This window comes from Motilimonas cestriensis (genome assembly GCF_021295315.1).
In the GTDB taxonomy this organism is placed as follows: domain Bacteria; phylum Pseudomonadota; class Gammaproteobacteria; order Enterobacterales; family CBDFNC01; genus Motilimonas; species Motilimonas cestriensis.
Genome location: NZ_JAIMJA010000004.1, coordinates 62,138 through 81,799, shown reverse-complemented (window position 1 = coordinate 81,799; position 19,662 = coordinate 62,138). Strand labels below are relative to the sequence as shown.

24 protein-coding genes are annotated in these 19,662 nt (G+C 44.5%); 6 read left to right on the top strand and 18 right to left on the bottom strand.

Annotated elements, in window-relative coordinates:
* Positions 1 to 6: 6 nt before the first annotated feature.
* From prsK to K6Y31_RS05070, 5 genes are all read right to left on the bottom strand, one after another.
* Positions 7 to 2,031, bottom strand: a complete 2,025-nt coding sequence (gene prsK / locus K6Y31_RS05090; RefSeq protein ID WP_233051763.1) for an XrtA/PEP-CTERM system histidine kinase PrsK — start codon at positions 2,029 to 2,031, stop codon at positions 7 to 9.
* A 78-nt stretch (positions 2,032 to 2,109) separates the two neighbouring features.
* The gene (locus K6Y31_RS05085) at positions 2,110 to 3,108 is read right to left on the bottom strand and encodes a nucleotidyltransferase family protein (RefSeq protein ID WP_233051762.1); all 999 of its coding nucleotides are present in this window, start codon (positions 3,106 to 3,108) and stop codon (positions 2,110 to 2,112) included.
* An 8-nt stretch (positions 3,109 to 3,116) separates the two neighbouring features.
* Entirely contained in the window at positions 3,117 to 4,031 is a 915-nt protein-coding gene (locus tag K6Y31_RS05080; RefSeq protein WP_233051761.1) for an HprK-related kinase A, read from the bottom strand.
* A gap of 45 nt (positions 4,032 to 4,076) precedes the next feature.
* Positions 4,077 to 4,370 (bottom strand): hypothetical protein, encoded by a 294-nt coding sequence (locus tag K6Y31_RS05075; protein ID WP_233051760.1) that lies wholly within the window; start codon positions 4,368 to 4,370, stop codon positions 4,077 to 4,079.
* On the bottom strand, positions 4,363 to 5,097 hold the full coding sequence (locus K6Y31_RS05070; protein ID WP_233051759.1) for a hypothetical protein: 735 nt from the start codon (positions 5,095 to 5,097) through the stop codon (positions 4,363 to 4,365). Before K6Y31_RS05070 ends, K6Y31_RS05075 begins: the two co-directional genes overlap by 8 nt.
* A 380-nt stretch (positions 5,098 to 5,477) precedes the next feature.
* Between K6Y31_RS05070 and rraA the strand changes: the two genes are divergently transcribed.
* Positions 5,478 to 5,963 (top strand): ribonuclease E activity regulator RraA, encoded by a 486-nt coding sequence (gene rraA / locus K6Y31_RS05065; protein WP_233051758.1) that lies wholly within the window; start codon positions 5,478 to 5,480, stop codon positions 5,961 to 5,963.
* A 92-nt stretch (positions 5,964 to 6,055) separates the two neighbouring features.
* On the opposite strand, the gene K6Y31_RS05060 is transcribed toward rraA, so the two are convergent.
* On the bottom strand, positions 6,056 to 6,265 hold the full coding sequence (locus tag K6Y31_RS05060; RefSeq protein WP_232800840.1) for a cell division protein ZapB: 210 nt from the start codon (positions 6,263 to 6,265) through the stop codon (positions 6,056 to 6,058).
* Between the two features lie 153 nt (positions 6,266 to 6,418).
* Here K6Y31_RS05060 and K6Y31_RS05055 point away from each other — a divergent pair, with 153 nt between their 5' ends.
* Positions 6,419 to 6,637 (top strand): DUF1653 domain-containing protein, encoded by a 219-nt coding sequence (locus tag K6Y31_RS05055; protein ID WP_233051757.1) that lies wholly within the window; start codon positions 6,419 to 6,421, stop codon positions 6,635 to 6,637.
* A gap of 250 nt (positions 6,638 to 6,887) precedes the next feature.
* Here K6Y31_RS05055 and cysE read toward each other — a convergent pair whose 3' ends face one another.
* From cysE to K6Y31_RS05040, 3 genes are read right to left on the bottom strand one after another with little or no spacing between them, the layout of a single operon-like run.
* A complete protein-coding gene (gene cysE, locus K6Y31_RS05050; protein WP_233051756.1) occupies positions 6,888 to 7,667 on the bottom strand; it encodes a serine O-acetyltransferase in 780 nt (259 codons plus the stop codon).
* 49 nt (positions 7,668 to 7,716) lie between these two features.
* On the bottom strand, positions 7,717 to 8,619 hold the full coding sequence (locus K6Y31_RS05045; protein WP_233051755.1) for a cation diffusion facilitator family transporter: 903 nt from the start codon (positions 8,617 to 8,619) through the stop codon (positions 7,717 to 7,719).
* A gap of 43 nt (positions 8,620 to 8,662) precedes the next feature.
* On the bottom strand, positions 8,663 to 9,100 hold the full coding sequence (locus tag K6Y31_RS05040) for a Spy/CpxP family protein refolding chaperone (RefSeq protein WP_233051754.1): 438 nt from the start codon (positions 9,098 to 9,100) through the stop codon (positions 8,663 to 8,665).
* Between the two features lie 405 nt (positions 9,101 to 9,505).
* Between K6Y31_RS05040 and K6Y31_RS05035 the strand changes: the two genes are divergently transcribed.
* A complete protein-coding gene (locus tag K6Y31_RS05035; RefSeq protein WP_233051753.1) occupies positions 9,506 to 10,213 on the top strand; it encodes a response regulator in 708 nt (235 codons plus the stop codon).
* A gap of 1 nt (position 10,214) precedes the next feature.
* Complete coding sequence (locus K6Y31_RS05030; RefSeq protein ID WP_233051752.1) at positions 10,215 to 11,558, top strand: ATP-binding protein; 1,344 nt, start codon at positions 10,215 to 10,217, stop codon at positions 11,556 to 11,558.
* A gap of 33 nt (positions 11,559 to 11,591) precedes the next feature.
* Here the strand turns inward: K6Y31_RS05030 and K6Y31_RS05025 are convergent, their stop codons facing one another.
* Positions 11,592 to 12,212, bottom strand: coding sequence for an HD domain-containing protein (locus K6Y31_RS05025; RefSeq protein ID WP_233051751.1), 621 nt, complete (start codon positions 12,210 to 12,212; stop codon positions 11,592 to 11,594).
* Positions 12,213 to 12,346: 134 nt separating this feature from the next.
* Here K6Y31_RS05025 and K6Y31_RS05020 point away from each other — a divergent pair, with 134 nt between their 5' ends.
* Complete coding sequence (locus K6Y31_RS05020) at positions 12,347 to 13,867, top strand: hypothetical protein (RefSeq protein WP_233051750.1); 1,521 nt, start codon at positions 12,347 to 12,349, stop codon at positions 13,865 to 13,867.
* A 697-nt stretch (positions 13,868 to 14,564) separates the two neighbouring features.
* Here the strand turns inward: K6Y31_RS05020 and K6Y31_RS05015 are convergent.
* The 6 genes from K6Y31_RS05015 to K6Y31_RS04995 form a co-directional block, all read right to left on the bottom strand.
* Positions 14,565 to 15,305: a Mor transcription activator family protein gene (locus K6Y31_RS05015; protein ID WP_233051749.1), complete on the bottom strand. Its 741-nt coding sequence runs from the start codon at positions 15,303 to 15,305 to the stop codon at positions 14,565 to 14,567.
* 3 nt (positions 15,306 to 15,308) lie between these two features.
* Positions 15,309 to 15,866 carry a hypothetical protein gene (locus tag K6Y31_RS05010; RefSeq protein ID WP_233051748.1) on the bottom strand — a complete coding sequence of 186 codons (558 nt, stop codon included), beginning with the start codon at positions 15,864 to 15,866 and terminating at the stop codon, positions 15,309 to 15,311.
* Entirely contained in the window at positions 15,853 to 15,996 is a 144-nt protein-coding gene (locus K6Y31_RS05005; RefSeq protein WP_233051747.1) for a hypothetical protein, read from the bottom strand. Before K6Y31_RS05005 ends, K6Y31_RS05010 begins: the two co-directional genes overlap by 14 nt.
* On the bottom strand, positions 15,986 to 16,120 hold the full coding sequence (locus K6Y31_RS22290; protein WP_282560153.1) for a hypothetical protein: 135 nt from the start codon (positions 16,118 to 16,120) through the stop codon (positions 15,986 to 15,988). The genes K6Y31_RS05005 and K6Y31_RS22290 overlap by 11 nt, the downstream gene beginning before the upstream one ends.
* Positions 16,121 to 16,199: 79 nt before the next feature.
* On the bottom strand, positions 16,200 to 17,108 hold the full coding sequence (locus tag K6Y31_RS05000) for a Mu-like prophage major head subunit gpT family protein (protein ID WP_233051746.1): 909 nt from the start codon (positions 17,106 to 17,108) through the stop codon (positions 16,200 to 16,202).
* Positions 17,109 to 17,729: 621 nt separating this feature from the next.
* On the bottom strand, positions 17,730 to 18,167 hold the full coding sequence (locus K6Y31_RS04995; protein ID WP_233051745.1) for a hypothetical protein: 438 nt from the start codon (positions 18,165 to 18,167) through the stop codon (positions 17,730 to 17,732).
* Positions 18,168 to 18,245: 78 nt separating this feature from the next.
* On the opposite strand from K6Y31_RS04995, the gene K6Y31_RS04990 reads away from it, so the two are divergent.
* On the top strand, positions 18,246 to 18,812 hold the full coding sequence (locus tag K6Y31_RS04990) for a hypothetical protein (protein ID WP_233051744.1): 567 nt from the start codon (positions 18,246 to 18,248) through the stop codon (positions 18,810 to 18,812).
* A 316-nt stretch (positions 18,813 to 19,128) separates the two neighbouring features.
* Here the strand turns inward: K6Y31_RS04990 and K6Y31_RS04985 are convergent, their stop codons facing one another.
* On the bottom strand, positions 19,129 to 19,362 hold the full coding sequence (locus tag K6Y31_RS04985; RefSeq protein ID WP_233051743.1) for a hypothetical protein: 234 nt from the start codon (positions 19,360 to 19,362) through the stop codon (positions 19,129 to 19,131).
* Positions 19,363 to 19,414: 52 nt separating this feature from the next.
* Positions 19,415 to 19,660: a hypothetical protein gene (locus tag K6Y31_RS04980; protein ID WP_233051742.1), complete on the bottom strand. Its 246-nt coding sequence runs from the start codon at positions 19,658 to 19,660 to the stop codon at positions 19,415 to 19,417.
* Positions 19,661 to 19,662: the final 2 nt, after the last annotated feature.

Below are 19,662 nucleotides of genomic sequence, written 5' to 3'. Positions count from 1 at the left end.
GACTCCTTATGTATCCGTGTGCTCAGGAAGCGGTAAAGATAAAGTAAAGTGGCTCCCGATACCCACTTCACTAGACACAGTTAGCAGCCCTTGATTAGCCATAGCAAACTGCCGAGCTTCATAGACGCCAATGCCCATCCCCGCATTACCTTTAGTGGTGTCAAAGGGGGCAAAAAGACGATGGCGAATAAAGTCATCATCCATACCGCAACCAGTATCTTGAATATGAATATCGACCGTATTGTCGCTTACCTGTAAAACTAAGTTTACCTCGCCCTGAGCACTGGTCGCTTCTTGTGCGTTTTGCACTAAGTGAAGCAATACTTCCTGCAGCCGGTTCGCATCCGTATATAAGGTGACATCATGTTCAATACGCAGTGAAGGGATAGGCTGAACATGGGATCGCTCGTGACATACGTGCATTAATATAGCCTCAAGAGACACATTGGCTAAACAGCTCGGTTGGTTTTCATTTGGACGAAAGTGATCCACCACCCGTGTGATCCGCTGTACCGCGTTGTCGATGGTGACTAAGCTGTCGTCAATAAACTCTGGATTGGTTTTATGTTTTTCGGCATTGGAAACAATTAAAGAAAGCTGCGCCAAGGTATTTTTCAAGTCATGTACTAAAAACGCAGACATCTGGTTAAAAGCTTGAAATTGCTTCGCTTCTGCCAACTCACTGTGCGCCTGATGCAGCACCAAATAATGGGCTAATTGCTTAGCAATCACTTTAATATAGTCGCGGTCTTCCCAATTTAACTGACGCAGCGCTCGCGAAGGGCCAATGAGCATAATGCCAATCAATTCCTGTTGATAAAAGGCGGGCACCACTAACCAAACTTGGCTTTGATTAATCAAAGCAGGCGGCACCACTAAATCAGGATAGCGCTGCGGCGAGTTACGTAACTCGACTAAATCAATGAGCCAGTTATGATGCTTAAAGTACGCAACTAAAGGCGCTACCGCATCGTTTGGTAGCGCTCGAGCAGAGTCACTTTGCGCCATTTTAGTCACCTGTTGACCTTGGGTTTGATAAATGAAACCGGTATCAGCGCTAAGTCGTTTAAGCATAATCGCTAAAGCATGTTGATAAGGCGAGCTTTGCTCCGTTTGCTCCATTAAATCTTGCGTTAACGATAACCACTCATCACGATATTCATAACGATTGGCAAAAAAGTGCTTGGCAATAAAGACCTTTACCTTTTGTCGGAATGATTCCGAGAAAAACACCACCGCCAGCATTAATAAAGCGACTACAGCAAACAACAACTGTATCGCGCCGCCCCACTCTCCGCCCATGTATTTGATGTAGTAGCCGACTAAGGCCATTAATAATAAATACAACCCAGCTAGCATCATCAAGCTACTATGAAACACCACATCTCTTGATACATAAATACGCGCCGACCAGTGCGTGGTCCGCCGAGTGGCAATCACTAACATGGGTAAGGTCAAACAATGGACAAAGCCGCGAGCTTGCCAAAATTCAACATCAAACTCAGCAAATAACGCTGCTTGCGCGTAAAAGAAGAAATCAAAGCCAAAAATTAAGCCCAGATACAACACCAGCGGCTTTAATCGCCAGCGATGCTCCATGGTGAGATGCCGATAGACTCGCTCTAAATGCACCAGCACTTGCACCACTAAAAAAATATTAAGGTAATAACTCCATAGCGGAGACATTTGTGGATTAAGTATTAGGTTGTAGGCCAAACTCGCCAGTATCACCAAGCTGAGCCAAAACCATGTCGACCGCATTAGTTGTTTACTAATGCGCGTTTCAGGCTCCATTAAACAAATAATAAATATCAACCAACTGACACTGCGCAAACCATCAAGCAATAAGAAGTCGGTCAACTCGCCCCAAGCCAGTTCAAAATAGAGTAGTACCTGCAGCGACCAAAGTACGCCAACAAAGCACACCAGCAGTAGCAACCTACCCGAATTTGATTTCACCTTTGCAGCCAGCAACAAAGCCGCAAAAAATAAGTAGGCTAATCCCGCGGACAAATAACTTAAAAATGCCATGTCAGCACCTTAAGCCTGAGCTTCATCTGCGCAGTGTCATAAATACTCTGCTTCGTCTTACTCTTTTGCTTGCAATCACTAAGCTTTAGCATAGCGCGCCGCCGCTTTACGCATCAGGTGTGGCAACAATAAAGGCAGTGGCATACGCGACAAATGTGCTTGGCAATAAAAACTCATTTTCGCCGCGCTGACAGACCAAGACTGATAACTAGAATGCGCTGGCAACATGGCTTTTAGTGCCCATGATGCTGTTGGTGCAATGGGCTGCTCGCCAAATAATTGCTCTGCTAACACTAATACCTTTGCCACAGGCTTAACTAAACCGAACTGCTCCGCGCGCGCAAGTAAGGGCTCACGCTCAGTCAACTGACTCAATAAGTAAAGGTCCCGTAAATCTCGCCAACCTTTATCCCCCTCGCCACTGGTGACCAGATGGATAGCTGAATGGATACACAAATCTTTAATTTCAGGAATTAAAAATGATGACTCGGTGCAGTAGCTAGCCTTTTTGCATACTTCATTAATATCAAATTGCCAGCGACAGCTGCTGGGTAACCAATGATGATGCAGATCGAGAATGATACCGGTTTTTTGATGGACAAAGGGCGGTAGCTCATGCATCCAAGCACGGTAATACTTTTCATCGTAGGGAGTTTTACCACGGTTATCCCAGCCATGTAACCACAGGCTTTGTTCGGCTTTTTGTAAATGCTGCTGTGGAATTAAAATATCGATATCTGACATCATTCGCCCTGCACTATTAGGAGTAGCGGCAACTTGATACGCCGCCCCTTTTAGTAACATCGGCGAAAACATACCGAGGGCGTCAAACAACTGCTGTAATGCCATATTGACCGCACGCTGCTGATGTTCGACTAAACGATTCGCCCATGCCAACCGCTGTTGAACCACTTGCGGCAACCAGCTTGAAGCAGGCAGGTACTGGCTTGCTAAAACGCCCATCAATTGCGCCAACTCAGCTTGGCCTAATGCCAAATTCCATTGCTCAGGAGAAAAGTTTTGTGCTAAATCAGGCGCACGCAATAAGCACATTAATGGGTCTTGATATCTATCCATAGCATCACTCACGGCAAGGTGTCCAATTGCGTAAGCAAGGCATTAAAATCGCCATAATCAACACTGTAAGCATGGCTCGATGCGACAACCTCCGCCAAACAAACAAAGGCCGCTTGACCAAGCACCGCAAAATTAAAACTATTGTCGGCCAATTGCATTAAGCATTGTGCCGGTGAAATAGGTGTCACGTTGCAGACTTGGTCTTGGCAATAGCGAGGGAATAGCACTTGCTTGATCGGATAACTGTGCTGGTCTTGGGCAAGCTGTTCAGTGGGCACTGAATATAAGGCGACACGACCCTTACTCGTGCCTAAATATTCTGCTGAAAAACGCCCACGGTTTTGCTTTTTTTCAACATGAGCCTTCAATACATCAATCGACTGATTTTTTAAGCTAATTGGCCGTGGTAGCGCTTGCACTTGCCGAGATGACAAATCAATCAAGGCGAATTCATCAGATAACAACTGCCAACCATGACTGCAAAGCAAGGCACACAAGGTACTTTTACCCGAACCAGGCGGTGCGGGTATAACTAACGCTTCACCATTTTTAGCCACTACCGCGGCATGTATGGTTAAGCAAGAGTGATACTTGGCGGCAATACAATAATTAAGCCCCCACTCCCACAGGATTGGTGCATGGGATTCAGGCATAGAAAAAAATGGCGCATGCTCATTTTGATAAAAGCGAATTTGTGGTTTAAGCCAACGTCGTAAGCCACTCTCATGCTTTAACTCAATATTAAAACTAGCCACTTGCGGCTGAGGAAAGAACTCATGGTCGGCATAAATGCGGGTAAAATAGTCAGCCAAGGCAGTACTTGAGCAACGCACTTGAATAACAAAAGGCGGCAACGACAAGAACAAACCTTGCTGCTTTAATGCGGCTTGCACTTGCTCTGGGTATGCAGCTAATTTCAGCATCCTTGCCACCTAAATGTTCAATAAAATCTATTTAATGCCTATCAATCAATGTATGGCACGGCAACTAATTAAATTAAGGGCTAACCACTTATTTAATACCTCATCTAAACTAGCAATACTGTTGTCAGGTAAATGTAACGACCGATACGTTTCAAGTAACGCCTTGCTCGAAACCCCATGAGAAGAATCAAAACAACTTATCAGAGGTAAAAGGCCTGCAGGCATAATATGCAGACCATTATCCATGGGATTAAACACCACTAGCTCATCACCAAATAAGCGCCAATCTAGTGGCTCTATGACATGATAAACCCGCTGTATGGGTAACGATTCAGACATAAAGCGCGTCTAGAAAATCCTTAATCGAGCCATGGGCAAAACTTGGCAAGTTATAATCATCATCATCACCTGCGATCATCGCCTCGATTAATTCACAAGCAAAATCATAGTCGATGGGGTAATTAAGCCCTGGGTTATTAAGCACATGAACCACATTAAAGTAGGTGGCAATACCGATAAATTCCTTCGTTCCCTCATGCTGCCAAAGTACTTCCATAATAGGTAGCGAGGCCAGCCCAGAACCACTAAAGCAATTAATTTCACCTAATAGTGTTAACGGGGTGATCGACTGCAGAGGAACAGCATTAGCCAACCTTCCTTCAAACCAATCTTGCGCCTCTTTAGTGATCATGCCCGAGCCTTTTAAACCATTCGGCTCAGGGCTACCGTCGGTCATGGGTATTTTATTTTCCGCGCCACTGTAAACAGCCACGGTTGAATACTTTGGCCAACCTAAATTCCATTCATCACCCGCTTTAGGCTCAACATGGGACTTGTAATAGCCTGGGCTTCGACCTGATGCAATGCAGTTTTCAGGTTGTCTCGCCGTGGAAGGGGCAAGCGAATGTGCGGTACTGGCGGTAAAACAAGTACCCGCGCCCATTGCTGAGCGGCTGAAGAAGCTGGACATGAGCGGCAAGCCTACCCCCATTTTACCACCACGAATTAGAAACTTACGACGGCTATCACTGGCCGATGAATTCACTTTCTCAAGGTCCTGTTTCATTGCTTTATCCATTACATCCGGTTAACACTGTTTAAAGTATAGCCACTAAAATGAAAATGTGAGCAATAACACATTCAGCTATTTAATCAAGACCCGCTTACCTTTTGAGTTAAAGCCTTGCTTTAGCAATACTTCAAGCAGAGCGACACCAAATAAAACCACAAAGAGCAGTGCTCTTTGCCAAAATGCCAGCAAACCCCAACCGCACTGACGTTAAACTGTCATTTCTAGCAGATAAAATTTTAGCTAATAAACTCACTGAGATACTCGCACCCGAACTGGCTTTGGGTATATACTGAGTGGGATTTACGCGGAGACAAAACAAAGTAATTCAATTAGTTTGGTCGCCACCACTGTCATTTTTAGTAAGGTGAAATACAATGGAATATAATACTTCAGAGCTTTGCGACACCTATGCCGATACCATTGATGTAGTGGAACCTATGTTCGCCAATTTTGGTGGTAGATATTCTTTTGGCGGCGAAATCACCACAATCAAGTGCTTTGAGTCTAACGGCTTGATACGCCAAGCATTGCAAGAGTCTGGTATAGGTAAAGTATTACTCATTGATGGCGGCGGCTCGTTGCGCCGGGCATTGATTGATGCCGATTTAGCTGAACTTGCGGCAGAAAATGAGTGGGAAGGCTTAGTGGTTTATGGCGCAGTGCGTGACGTTGATGCCATTGAAGAATTTGAAGTGGGCATTCAAGCTTTAGCCTCTATCCCAGTTGGCGCAGATGATACTTTAATTGGTGAAATCGATGTCCCGGTTAACTTTGGCGGCGTCAGCTTCCTACCAGAAGATCACCTATATGCAGACAGCACCGGCATTATTCTCTCGCCAGAGCCATTAGATATTGAGTAAACGCTAAAACATTGCCAAACAAAAAGCCCAAGCTGCACCACAGCTTGGGCTTTTTGTTTGCAGCCAATAAAGGTGCGAATGAAACAACTAACTTAGTTAGCTTGCTCCATTTGATCCATTTTACCTAGTAGCGTGCGCAAACGATCTTGCCATAGCTGATGCTCACCTTGTAACTGCTCATTTTGCTCACTAAGGCTAACATTCGTTTGCTTTAATTCCTCAATTTCCATTTGTAAAATAGAAATGGTATCAACGGCACTTTGCACTTTAGCTTCTAACTGTTCTAATACTTCGAAAGACATACTTTAAATCCTTGAGAATGGCACCCATCGCTTAATGTGACTGAGCATAAGCTTTAGATTAAGGTTATTCAAGCCTTGCCGGGCCTTACGTTAAAAAAACTAGGATAAAATAGTACCCTAATGACATCAAGATGAAACGAATTAAGGAATGAGATGAAACCCACACTAAAAACGGGCACCTATCAACACTACAAAGGTAGCCAGTATCAGGTCATTGATCTCGCTATACACAGTGAAACAGAACAGTGGATGGTGCTGTATCGACCCATGTATGGTGATGCTGAATTATGGGTGAGACCCTACGAAATGTTTATTGAAAATATCGTCATCGCAGGGGAAGAAATCCCGCGTTTTGAATTTATAAAGGCATGAACAGAAAGAATAAATAAATAACTTCAAGATACTCAACGTTGAATACATATCTTAAAGTCGTTTAACTATATTCCCACGTTACCTCAAAATGCTTGTTCAGCGAGTATTTTTAAGCTGTTAAACACGACGCAGATTTGAGACATAGTCATGCTGTGTTGAAAATCAGCAACAAAGCATAACGGCCTATAAAACTCGCCCTTTTGGAGCCGCTCATTCTACATTTTGAGGTGTCTTGGCTATAAAATAGAAGTTATAGATTTTGGCTCATATCCAATGATGGCTTCTCGCAGCTTGGTTTTCCCACCACCTTGGCAGGTACACCAGTAACGGTGGTATGAGGAGGAACGTCTCTTAGCACTACACTGCCTGCGCCTACTTTCGCACCTTTACCAACTTCGATATTACCAAGCACTTTAGCGCCCGCTCCTATCATCACTCCTTCGCGGATTTTAGGATGGCGGTCTCCGCATTCCTTACCGGTTCCGCCTAAGGTCACACTTTGCAAAATCGATACATCGTCTTCTATCACCGCCGTTTCACCGACCACAATACCGGTAGCATGGTCAAACATAATGCCCTTACCGATGCGCGCCGCAGGATGCACATCGACACCAAAAACAACCGCAATTTGGCTTTGAATATACATGGCCATCGGACGACGATTTTGATGCCACAGCCAGTGAGCAACACGGTGCCCCTGAATCGCATGAAAACCTTTCAAATAAAGTAATGGTGTTGAATAGTATTCCACCGCTGGGTCTCGCTCTTGTACGGCAATGATGTCAGCCATGACAGAATTAAGAATGGAGACATCCGAAGTGAATGCTGATTCTATAATTTCACGTATCAAAATGGCAGGCATGGTTGGACTGTCTAAGCGATTAGCCAATTGAAAACTTAACGCAGCCAAGAGCGTGTCGTGGTTTAAAATAGTGGAGTAGAAAAAGCTCGCCAACATCGGCTCATCTTGCGCCATTTGGGTTGCTTCGTCGCGGATCCGTTGCCACGTTTGCTGTTGCAGTGCGTCCATGTACCTACCTTGCTAAAATTAACTATATTGCCTCGATGAGCAGCAGCGACTAGGCACGAGCCAAGCGGTTGCCCGGCTTAACCACAGAGACAGGATCAAGGTGGATAATAATATCGGCTTGGATAAACGCTTTATCAAGTTGCGCTTCCAATTTGTCGGCCACTTCATGAGCATCATAAAGGGATAAATGATCTTCTAGTTCCAAATGTAACTGAATAAACTTAGTACTTCCAGACTGACGCGTTCTTAAATCATGTACACCGAGCACTTGCGGGTTGTCATAAGCCAATGCAATCACCTTGGCCTCATCCTCTGGTGAGAGTCTTTTATCCATCAATGCATCCACCGACTCTTTACCTATTTGCCAAGCGCCATAAAGAATATAGCCCCCCACGCCCATGGCAAAAACCCCATCAGCCCAGTTAAAACCGATAGCGGCAAGAGCCAACGCAATTAACACTGCAGCATTCATAAAGATATCTGATTTGTAATGCAAAGAATCAGCTTTAATCGCAACACTACCCGTTTTACGCACCACCATGGTTTGAAATGCCACTAACAGCAAGGTCACCACAATAGAAAATACCATCACCCAGATACCAAACCTTGGATCTTGTACAGGGTGCCCTTTTATTAGGGCATTAAAACCACCCAAAATGAGTAAACAAGCACTACCTGAAATAAAGGCGGCTTGCGCTAATCCCGCTAAACTTTCGGCCTTACCGTGACCAAATTTATGATCCTCATCAGCGGGTGTTAACGCCACTTTAATTGCAATAAGGTTAATGATTGATGCTGCGACATCCATTAAAGAGTCTGTAAGCGAGGCTAAGATACTGGTTGAATCGGTAAAAAACCAAGCAACCAGTTTCGTAATGATCAATAAAGTGGCCGTCCCTGCGGCCGCCCACCCTGCGATAGTGACAAGTTTTGAATATTCAGAGTGCTGCACAATAATCCAAGTTCGTTAAACCAAGTTGCGCAAAATTATACCCTTATTGACGCTTACTGCCACGTCCTTTCCCTTGCGTCATTAACTCGGCAAATTTAACACGCTGTTCAGGCGTGAGAACTTGATAAACTTGATGTTGAATTTTCAGCATCGCCAGTTTTTTTTCCGACATTTGTTGTTGGTGGCTAGCTATCATCGCACGCGCTTTTTCTTCATCAAATGTCTCACTGCTTAATAAAGCCAAGCGTTCGGCTTGATGTTCAGCACGTTGTGTTTGACGGCTTTGTCTGTCCATATTGCCTTTAGCTTGCTGCATGATGTTATTCACGTCTTGCTTTTGCTGTTGCGTTAAATCAAGCTGTGAAATAATGTTTTTCATGCCACCGCGGTGCCCTTGCATGCCATCCATCGCCTTCGCATTAACAGATAAACTTAAAGGTAGCGCTAGGCTTAATGCTGCAATCTTAATCCACTTTTTCATTTTCATATCCTCATTTAGTTGACGTTGATAAGTGTAATCAATGCAATGAAAAGCAACGTCATCAGAGTGTAAAAGTAAGTAAAGGCAACAGGCGGTTAAATGTAAGCAAGGTATGCTTTATACCCAATCAACCTGGAGAGGCTTGATTTCAGCAAGATTTTACACGCGTTTAGGCAAGGCATTGATTACAGGTAATGGCTTCCCCTTATCAAAATCAATAACACAGCATAAACGCGTGTAAAACTTGCCCTTTGGGAGCGCCGCTGTGTTTCCACTACGTTGTTATGCTAATTTGAAGGGAGCCTACATTCCTGCATTAGCATGCCTAGTATTGAAAACACGGTGGCGCTCTGAAACATGCATCTTCAAGTTGATTGGGTATACATCATAGATAGGAGAAAAAACATGTATCGACTGTTATTGATTGACGATGATCGCGAGCTAGCGGCACTGCTGAAAGAGTTTCTAAGTCTTGAGGGTTTTGAGACCGAGCTAGCCCATGACGGAGAGGCTGGCTTAGAAAAAGCATTACAACAGAGTTACGACCTCATTCTACTTGATGTCATGATGCCGAAATTAAATGGCTTTGATACCTTAAAACAGCTACGCCAAACCAGTCAGCAGCCAGTGCTGATGTTAACCGCCAAAGGTGAAGAAATTGACCGTGTCCTTGGACTGGAAATGGGCGCCGATGATTACTTGGCTAAACCCTTTAGTGATCGCGAGCTAGTTGCTCGTATTAAGGCGATTTTACGCCGCACCGCCAACAAAGCACCTGAGCCAAGTAGTCAGCTAAACGCCACATGTATTAGCCACCTCGATATTGAAGTTTATCCCGGCAAACAAACGGCTATTTGTCAGCAACAAAATATCGACCTAACCGGTACTGAGTTTTTGTTGTTGCAAGAGTTTATCGAGCATCCTGGCCAAGTGATATCTAAAGCCGATTTGAGCGAGCGAGTGCTAGGTAAAAAACTGATGCCCTTTGACCGCAGTATTGACATGCACCTGAGTAATTTACGCCGCAAATTACCTGAGCGCCTGGATGGTCAAGATCGCGTACGCACCCTGCGCGGGCGGGGCTATATTTGGCTAGAAGGCGGCGAGGCTTAATATGACGCGACCGATTAACAGCTTATTCTTTAAAATTTTTGCCGGGTTTTGGCTACTGATCTTGCTTTTAGTCGCCATCCTTGTTACCTTGCCGCGTCTCGATGAAAGTCATTTACAACCCGTAGATTCGTTTGGCATTGAGCTGTTAAACAAAACCAGCCAAAACTTAGTTATTCGCTTAGGCCGTCATCCTGAGCGCGGTTTAGGCTACGCACTAAAAACCTTTCGCCATAAGAGTGGCTTTAAATTCTATGCCCTTGAACAAAATGGTAGCTTTGTAAATAATGAAGCACCTAAGGCTGTGCGCCGCTTTGCTATTGAGAGTGAAAGCATCACCCGGCCACAAATGTGGCAACGCCATGACGGCATCGTACTTGGCCCGGTACAATTTATTTACAATGGCAAACCGCTGTTATTGTACGCCCATAAAAACATGCGCGGGCAAAGTGACCGCATTATGCTGCGATGGTTGTTAGACAACCCCGGCTTACTTATTTTTATTTCATTACTGGTTAGCACCCCCATTTGCTTACTTTTAGCTTGGCACCTGACTTCACCACTGCGCCAGTTGCAGAGTGCTTCCCATAAAATCGCTAAAGGCGAGCTAGAAACCAGCATCCCCCAACTATCACGTCGAGACGAAATCGGCCAGCTCGCCAATAGCATGGATCGTATGGTGTTATCTCTCAAGACAATGATTTCAAGTCAGCAGCGATTGTTAAGTGATATTTCCCATGAATTACGCTCACCACTCACACGCTTGCGCTTAGCGTTAGCGATCTCGCGTAAACATCAGGGCGAGTCAAGTGAGTTAGATCGCATCGATATAGAAGCAGCACGGCTAGAACAAATGATCAGTGATTTACTGGGTTTATCACGTAGTCAATTTCAGCCACAGGAAATACAAACAATTCGACTGGATAGTTTATTAGAAGCGCTGTTAGACGACGCCCAATTTGAGGCCGAACAGACAGGAAAAACCTTTACCTATGACACACCGCCCGCACTGGAGTTACAAGCGTACCCCGCGCTCTTATCCAGCGCCATTGAAAACGTGATCCGCAACGCCATCAGCTATGCCGACACCAGCATCAACCTAACCATTACCCAATATCGAAACAAGCTAGAAATCAGTATTCAAGACGATGGCCCCGGTGTCCCCGAAACAGAACTAGGGCAGATATTCAGGCCCTTCTATCGAGTTTCCCAAGCACGCGATCGAGAATCAGGCGGCACAGGTTTAGGGCTGGCGATTTGTGACAATGCCATGCATAAACATGGCGGCAGTGTGATGGCGGAAAATGTAAACTCAGGGCTAAAAGTGACCTTAAGCTTACCACTCTAACCAAATATGGCCGTTAAGCAGATTTCAACTTGGCTATAAATTATCTATCGCGCGTTGCAGGTTCGCTCGCGCGATTTGTTCTCGCTCACAATAGAATGATGCTGAAAGGTATATTTGGGGCCGAGCCAAAAAAGAACGCAGCAATTTTTTACGGCCTATTTTATATAATACGCTTGGCACATGCTGATACTCCTGCCGTATCGCCAGCTCATATTGATCATACACTTTAGGCTCGGCACCTAAAATTGATAAATCGACATCAATCAGTATTTCTTCGTCTTTCGTTACTGGCTGACTGGGGTGCTGCGTTAATAAGATCAAATGGCGCACCTTGGCAATTATCTCTTGCGCACAACCACATTGAGTCAAATAAGCACCGGCTAAATCAGCACTCGCTTCTTCATTATTACTCTTGCGCGGGTCATAAATAACATCATGAAACCAAATGGCTAGCGCCAGACTTAAAGGATCATCGAGTTGATTTTCGATTTGCTCAAGTTGGGTTAAACAAGCGTCAATGTGAGTTAAGTTATGATAGTAACGGTGCGGCTCTTGATAATGCTGGATCAGACGCTCAAATCCAGTTGCCAACAAAAGAGCATCCCCATAACCAGACAATGTTTTATCCCATCTTAGTTTTAGCTCAGCTAGCATTTTGTTCCTCCACCCCGCTGGATAGTTCCTACATTTGTGAACTAGATAATAAAGCCCTGTTTTTCAATATTAAATTCATTTAAAAACATGCTATCTTGACTTCGTTTTGATTCTCTAGCAGCAAGGTCATTATAATGAAGCTGATTAAAAAAGCCCGATTAGTTTACCAGCAAGCTAATTCTGATAAGGTTTATGAAGTCGACTTAGTAGAGCTAAACAGCGCCTCTGAGCGCCGATTTTTAGTGAATTTTCGTTATGGCCGTAGCGGACAAACCTTGCGAGAGGGCTCCAAAACCCCCTTACCTATTGAACGCGAAAGAGCAGAAAAAACCTATAGTAGTGTGGTGGTATCAAAAACCAATAAAGGTTATTTGCATCGCCAAGATGCTGCCGCTCACGACCAACTTGAGAGACTCGAAGTCACAGAGCAAGAACACATTTCAAGCCTATTTTCGCGCATCCAGCAAGAGTCAGACCCTAAACAAAAAGCCAGACAAATTTGGCGTTTAGCGCCAGAACAATCCAGTGAAGTGGCTCAGTATCTGGTTACTTTGCTAGGTAGTCATCACTGGCAACTAGACTATTCCCTGCTGTGGGCAATAGGCAGGATTGGCGATCAGAGCCAACTAGCGAATATTACCCCCTATTTAAGCCATAAAAACCCAAATCTCGCCGCCTTAGCCCTTGAAGCGAGTCTTGCCTTAAGCGACGAAAACACCGCCCTCAGTTTAATACGCGATGCTGGCGTAGCTAATAACCCTTTGCTACAAAGCGTCGAAAGTTTAACTATTGAATTGGACCAAGCTAGCAAACATGGCGATGCCAACGCATTATTGAAACACTGTTACCTACAAGCTCAATATTGCCGTGCGACTCACTCCGCTCTAGTGAGTGTGTTAAAAGATATTCCCTTAGCGCCTGGTACCTTCAAGGGCCTGCGCTACCTATTCAAAATGTCTGAATTTAGATTAGATGCCGACGTATTTGCTCAACTAAGCTATCGCTTTGAAACGCAAAAGCATTACTTTACAGCAGACTGGAGCTATTATTACCATCCACGTCATGGTCGTATTAATGTCCAGGAAGAACTTAAAAAAACAAACTCTCGTTTAGCTTACTCTAAGGCAACAAGAAATTATCTACGCCGTCGCAGCTGGCGAGTTCTCAAACAGTTGGGCATCAGCCAAAGCCCCTCATTCGTCGTGATGGCCACCCAAGTTCTGTTGGCATTTAATGACAGCGATAGTGACAATGCGAAAACGTCTGAAATCTTTCAATATGACGATAACTGGCAACGCCAATTAATCGCCGTTAATCACTATGAAGAATTTGCTAAATATTTAACATTTAATGGCCTGCTCAGGCTCAATCATCCAAGTTTTAGTAAAAGCAAAAATGGTTTAAGCTGGCGCTATCATCCCGAGCAAGTATTCTCTGGACGAGGGGAAGCCTTTCCTGAGCAATGGGATCAGGCCCCCGATGCCCTACTCACCCTGTTGCAAAATAGTACATGTCAACCAGTTTTGGCCTTTGCCAGCACCGCCTTAGCTGACAATCACGCTTTTGGTGAGCAGTTAAGCACAGACCTATTAATCCCTTTACTGAATCGCCCTTATCCCGAGTGCCAGCAGTTTGCTTTCAGTTTAATGATCTAAAGCGCGAAAATTGATGACTAAAGACACGATAAATCGAGTTAAGACCATTTCATATGATGGATAAACAATTCCATCAAAAACGCCTTTTCAACCCCCTTTCGCTCTTGTGGAATAAATCGTTTTTTTGCGAATATTGCGCGAAGATATCTTTTTAGCCGCAATAAACCCAATACAAGCTCTAACGATGTCGAGATAAAAATGCCTTTAAACCACCTTTAACGGCGCTTATACGTGCGTTTATCGTAGGGGTTAAACTGAATCGAGTCTTTGCGTAGGTGGTTTCTATCGTCAATTGCTTATGGGTGTTCAAAAGCCTAATCAACTCCGTCACTGAAGAGTGATCATCACAATCAATTATCACCGACGGTGATGGCTCGTGACTATCGCTCATTTGATAGGTCACTATAAGCTTAATGCCTCTTTGTGGATACCCATAATAGGCTCTAAGCCACCTAAACAATATACGAAGTGGCAGCACCAACCCACACAGCATAATGAATATAATCATAGCTACTTGCCCATGATTAAAAAGTTCACCGACATCGCAATAGCAAGCACATTCAAGCGTCTTGTCATTGGCTATGCATCTTTGCAAAGTGACCTTATCGATGCGAATTGGTAACCGCGCCCTAATGGGCAATAAAAAGGCTAACCATTGTCGCGTTAGCCTTTGTATTTGCGTTATGTGACCGTGCCACTAGACGGGCGCTATGTCGCTTCTAATCAATTTTTGCTTTTTGATAATATGGCGGACCGCATTATCACTAAGCTCAAATTTTTCCCCTATCTCTGAAACCGATAACTCAGATGAAAGGTGATAAATAAGATCATGACGCAGTGCTGTTTCTAAGCCCTTACCGCTTGGCAGGTAGAAATTACGCCCGCCAAAATGAGAGGCGAGCGCCAAGATAGTGGTTTTAGCTATCAGCTCTACTTGCTCTTCTGGCAGGCTTAGCTTTTGACGACATGCATGTTGCAGTACGTCGGCCATCTCGACCAAGGATGATGGCCAGAAATGCGTGTCCACTCCAGCTGCAACTTTTAAATCACTGATATTATCCAATGCTAAACTCCTCACATCCGTTAGCAACAAAAGCGATTGATACCGCGCTTGCTCTGACACTATTCGATAAACATATAGCTCACTAATGTTGTACTTTTTGCCAATCAGCTTTTTTGGCCGCGCCTTGGCCTCTTCAATGACCATACGATTTCGCAATGCATTTCTCACTCTCATCAGTGACGGAAATACTTTTGTACGACGGCTGACACACTCCGCTAATGCACGTAATGCAACCTGAGCATATTCTTGGCTAACCCCATTTGAAAAACCAAAATGTTGTAGCATGAGGTGCTCACTTTGCAGCAACACCACCACCGCTTGTTGCTCGGTCTTAGCAGTGTTGCACTGTCGATGAAGAGACAAAGACTCGGTCATGGCTTATGCAATCCCCATATCAACGCGCAGTTGAACATCAATTGTGGCAATTTGACTTTGCTCCGGCTTGCCAAATTTGTCCGTGATGGCTTGGCCTACGTCCATTATTGTGGTGGTGTACGGGTCAACATTCAGCTTGATCGCGGCAAGTTGTTCAACAGCTAATTTGATGTCATTGGGCAGTTCGGGTAATGCTGCGAACACTTCATCGTATTTCGCTTGCCACATGCTCTTTTTGGCTTGCTCTAGGGCGGCAGTGAGTTGCGGGATCACCACTCCTTGCAAGCTTTTAAGGCGTGTATTGACGTTATTTAGCATTAGCTGTGCATCACGTTCGCTGGCTTTTGCGTCTTCAAGTGCTGTTTTTGCCTGTGCAAAGGCAGCATCATCATAAGTGCTTGCGAGTGTTTGCTCGGCCATATTCACTGTGTGGCGAGCTTGTTGGGCGCGCACTTCTAATTCTGGCGCTCGGGTATCGCGTAGTAAGAAAAACTCCGTACTAACGGCGTTCTTTTCGGCTAGCGCGGCTTTATAGGCATTAATGCGTTCAACTGTGGTCATAATGGGCTCTCTTTTTGTTAAAAAATATTTCAAAATACGCAGCGGCTTTCACGCTGCTTGATACGATCCGCTTGGTGCGGTTTAAACGCTTGGCGCGACACCGCGCCGCTTGTTCAGATTTAACCGTCATCTAATGGCTCCATGTCCTCTCGTTGGTGGATATACTCGGCATACGTTAGCCCCAGTGCCCGCGCTACTTTTTTCTCATCTTGGGTTAAGCGCTCGGCAGCTTGATGCTCGATGTCAATTGGCATGGTGTTGCTCCTCTAAACGACCTTTAAAACCCGTGTTAAATACGCCATTAACCGTTTTTTAAAGGCGTTAGTTTTTGGGTTAGAGATGATCAGCAACCAGTAATTCAATCCGCCCGTTTAGCTCGTTCGAGCTACCTGCATCCTGTTTACGCTTAAGTAAGCGGGTGGCTTCTTTTTCAAGCGCAGCAGGCACCACTAAAGTGGTGGCTTTCATGCCGAGCTTCTTATCACCATCGCCCTTAATGGCGCGCATCGCTTCAATGGCTTCCCAAAGCGAGTCAGCGTTCAGTGGTTTTTGCATGGCAAAGGCCATTTGCCAAAAACCAAACCCGACCGCACAGCGTTTATCCACGCCATAACGAAACTCTTTTTTCATGAACACGGCTTCATCTTCAGCGCTGTCCATTTTGACCAATTGCGGGGCCGTGCGCTCTTGATAAATGATGGGTTTGATGACTCGTGACGTATCAAGCAAAAACCAAGGTAAGCCAAGATAATCAGGATCCACTATCATATTGGCGGTATCGATGATTACCCCCGTTCCATCCACGTTTTCAGCCACTGGATGAGCAAGATCAAAGAAGGGTTTGCCATCGTAACAAGGCGTGTGAAAACCCGCAGACAATAACCCAAACACCAACTCGTCAGGGTGGATAGCAGCGGAATGCCCCATTTCTTGAAACAAAGGCTCGTAAATGCCAAGTTCGTCATCTTCAATGTCATTGCGATCTACGCCTACCGTCGCTTCGTAGTCTTCATTGGTAATTTCATAGCTATGGGCGGTCATTGATAGTATTTGGCGCTCACCTAGCCATTTTTTCAGTGATGGAAATTTGCCTAGCCAGCCATAACTGTTACTTTTAGACGTTGATTTGATGACGGTGGCAATCTTGGTGTATTGCGGCGCAGCGGCGCTTAACCCGTGTGTAAAATGAACCTGAAAGCCCGTAAAAAGGGACGAAAGTTGTGGTGCGGTAACCATGGTCATGATTTATACCTTTAGAATTGGATTTAATTAGGCGACAACCCTTTAATGATGTCACCGCCGTCAATGTTGTTAGTTTGCTTTATTAGGCCGTTGACTCATTGGTTGAACCGAGCGTTTTGGCTTGCTACTCAGCGATCACTGACGACCTTCAGCTTGGCCATTTCATTTTCAGTAAGTCAATGGCCCCGTAACGCCATTGTTAACAGGAAGGGCTTAAGTAAAGGTATTGCGTCAACCTATTTACCTCATACCCTCTGAGCAACATCAGCGAATTAATGCTTCAATGCGTTTGCACTAAAACACGTTACACATAATGTCAGAGTGGGGATTTTGTTGAGACTAGCGCGTTTTAATGCAAGTCAAGCGGGAGGGATATCAGCAAAATGTTCGAGAAATATGCAGTGTAAAAATCACGAGCTTACAGGGGGGTAAGTACCAAATGTGTTGACCTTGAGTCTTTAACATCAAAAAGCAGCTCGTTGAACATGAGCCGTTCTGTATGTGAAGTTCCGGGGGATAACATCAAGGCAGAAGGATCTAAGATTAACAGTTCGCAAAACAAAAACGGCTCAATAATGAACCGCTTTAACGCCATGAAATAACATGTTATTCAGTCAAGCACTACCGCGTGTGGCGGGTTTCTGAAACAAAACGGCCAGTGCCGTCACCATATCCTAAATTTTTAACAATCCAAAAATATGTCCCTGAAGCAGGATAAGCAGCTACAGCATAACTACTTGCACGAACAACTTGCCCATTAGAGTCGACAAGCGAAATTCTGAAATTTGCACCCGAATCATTACTGACGACAGAGTATGATTGAACCTTTCTCGCACATTCAGGACTAACAGTGAATTTCCCGACCAACTTTTCATCAGTCACTCTTTCATAACTCGTTGAAGACAGAGTTAAACAGGTGCGAAAAGCACTTCTACTATCAGCAGACTGAGCAATAGCTTCTAGCATTTCAGGGCTAACCGTTTCACCTTCAGTGGGTGTGTCGGCGAAGGCTTGTGAGCTGGCAATTGATAGCAAAGCAGCAGTAAGTATGTATTTCATTATGGCTCCTTGGTGATTTTTATAACAACTTGATATAAACTATCATTAATAACTCCTTTGTCAATATTGGGTGCTGTAATGGATATTTCAGGTGCTTTACTTCCCGCAATGCAACAAAATCTAAAAATGTTAGAAAATAGTAGTGCGCCAATAAAGGGGGGCATGACTGAGAACACGGCCTCATCAACCTCTTTAGCCCTAAAACCAGATGAAAGATTTTCTTCTTACACATCATTGTTAAGTAGAGGGGAAATTGATGCACACAACATGTCACCGGATGAATTTTTTTCCATAAATAGAGATATGAGAACGATTAATATTGATCGGCAAAAGAATGGAGAAATTGAACTTTCCGACAGCATAGGTTTGAGTAATTTGAGTGCTAGTTTACTCGTTCTTACCCATACCGGAAAAATTAAGATGGATGAAAAAATTGACATGGTTGCGTTGGCTGAGGATTTACTGAAAGGCTCAGAAGAAATGGCTAAAACAGATACTGAGTATGCATCTGCACCTCAAGAGCAAAGCAAGACCTTAATGGCCGTGCAAGAATATTTTTTGGGTGATGGTTTAAAAGATTATATGGACTATGCCTCAAAGGTGTTGCAAGAAAACGGCATTAACATCATTAAAGAGCAAGCCTGAACGACAAAACCGCGCCATCATTCGCCAGCGCTAAATTCATGCCATACCTTTAATGCCCCACTCAATGGAGTAGGGCAAGTAAACCCCACAAGGTTCCCTTTACTTTGGTCTTAAAAATGGCGGAGGGGAAATGGCAACCTATTCTGAGCAGCAAATTTACAGCAATGAAACGAAAATGCCCCCTCTAGCCACGCATCAAAACCAAACCCTGTTTAAACCCTGTTTAAATCGCGTCAGATTTGTTCAACTATTTTTAAATGCGCCATCGTAAGCTGAAGTGATAAAACTGCTTACAATGGCGCTCAGGCGCTCATGGCTAATTTGTTGTTTGCGCCTTCATTTGGTCAAATCCCACATTCAGTAGCATTTCGATATTCATGAGTATTTTAGCCATCGCTTTTGGCGACATATCATGTAAGCCGGGCGATGTTTCAATCATCTGTATGATGATTTCAAGGGAATCAATCCCTGCTCTGATGTTTTCCATACCATGAGAGTAAAAAACGCTATGGCAGTTAGTTAACACTGCTTTTTCTAATCCACTTTCCATTCGTAGTATTCCTATTAGGTGCATTGTCATCGTTATGCAGCCGTGAGCCAAACTATGCCGTCGTATGCGCGGTGATTTGATCGATACCGATATGCAGCATCATCTGCACATTAGTCAACATCTGAGCCAGCGACGTGGGGAAAATGTCGTGCAAGCCATTTGATATTTCGATGAATTGAGTGATCAACTCCAATGACTCTAGGCCTAATTTGACATTATTGAGCCCGCTGCTACTGTCAAGCATCATGTCGCCGTGCTTGTTGAGAGCTTGCTGAAAAACCTGATCCATCCGATCCATGA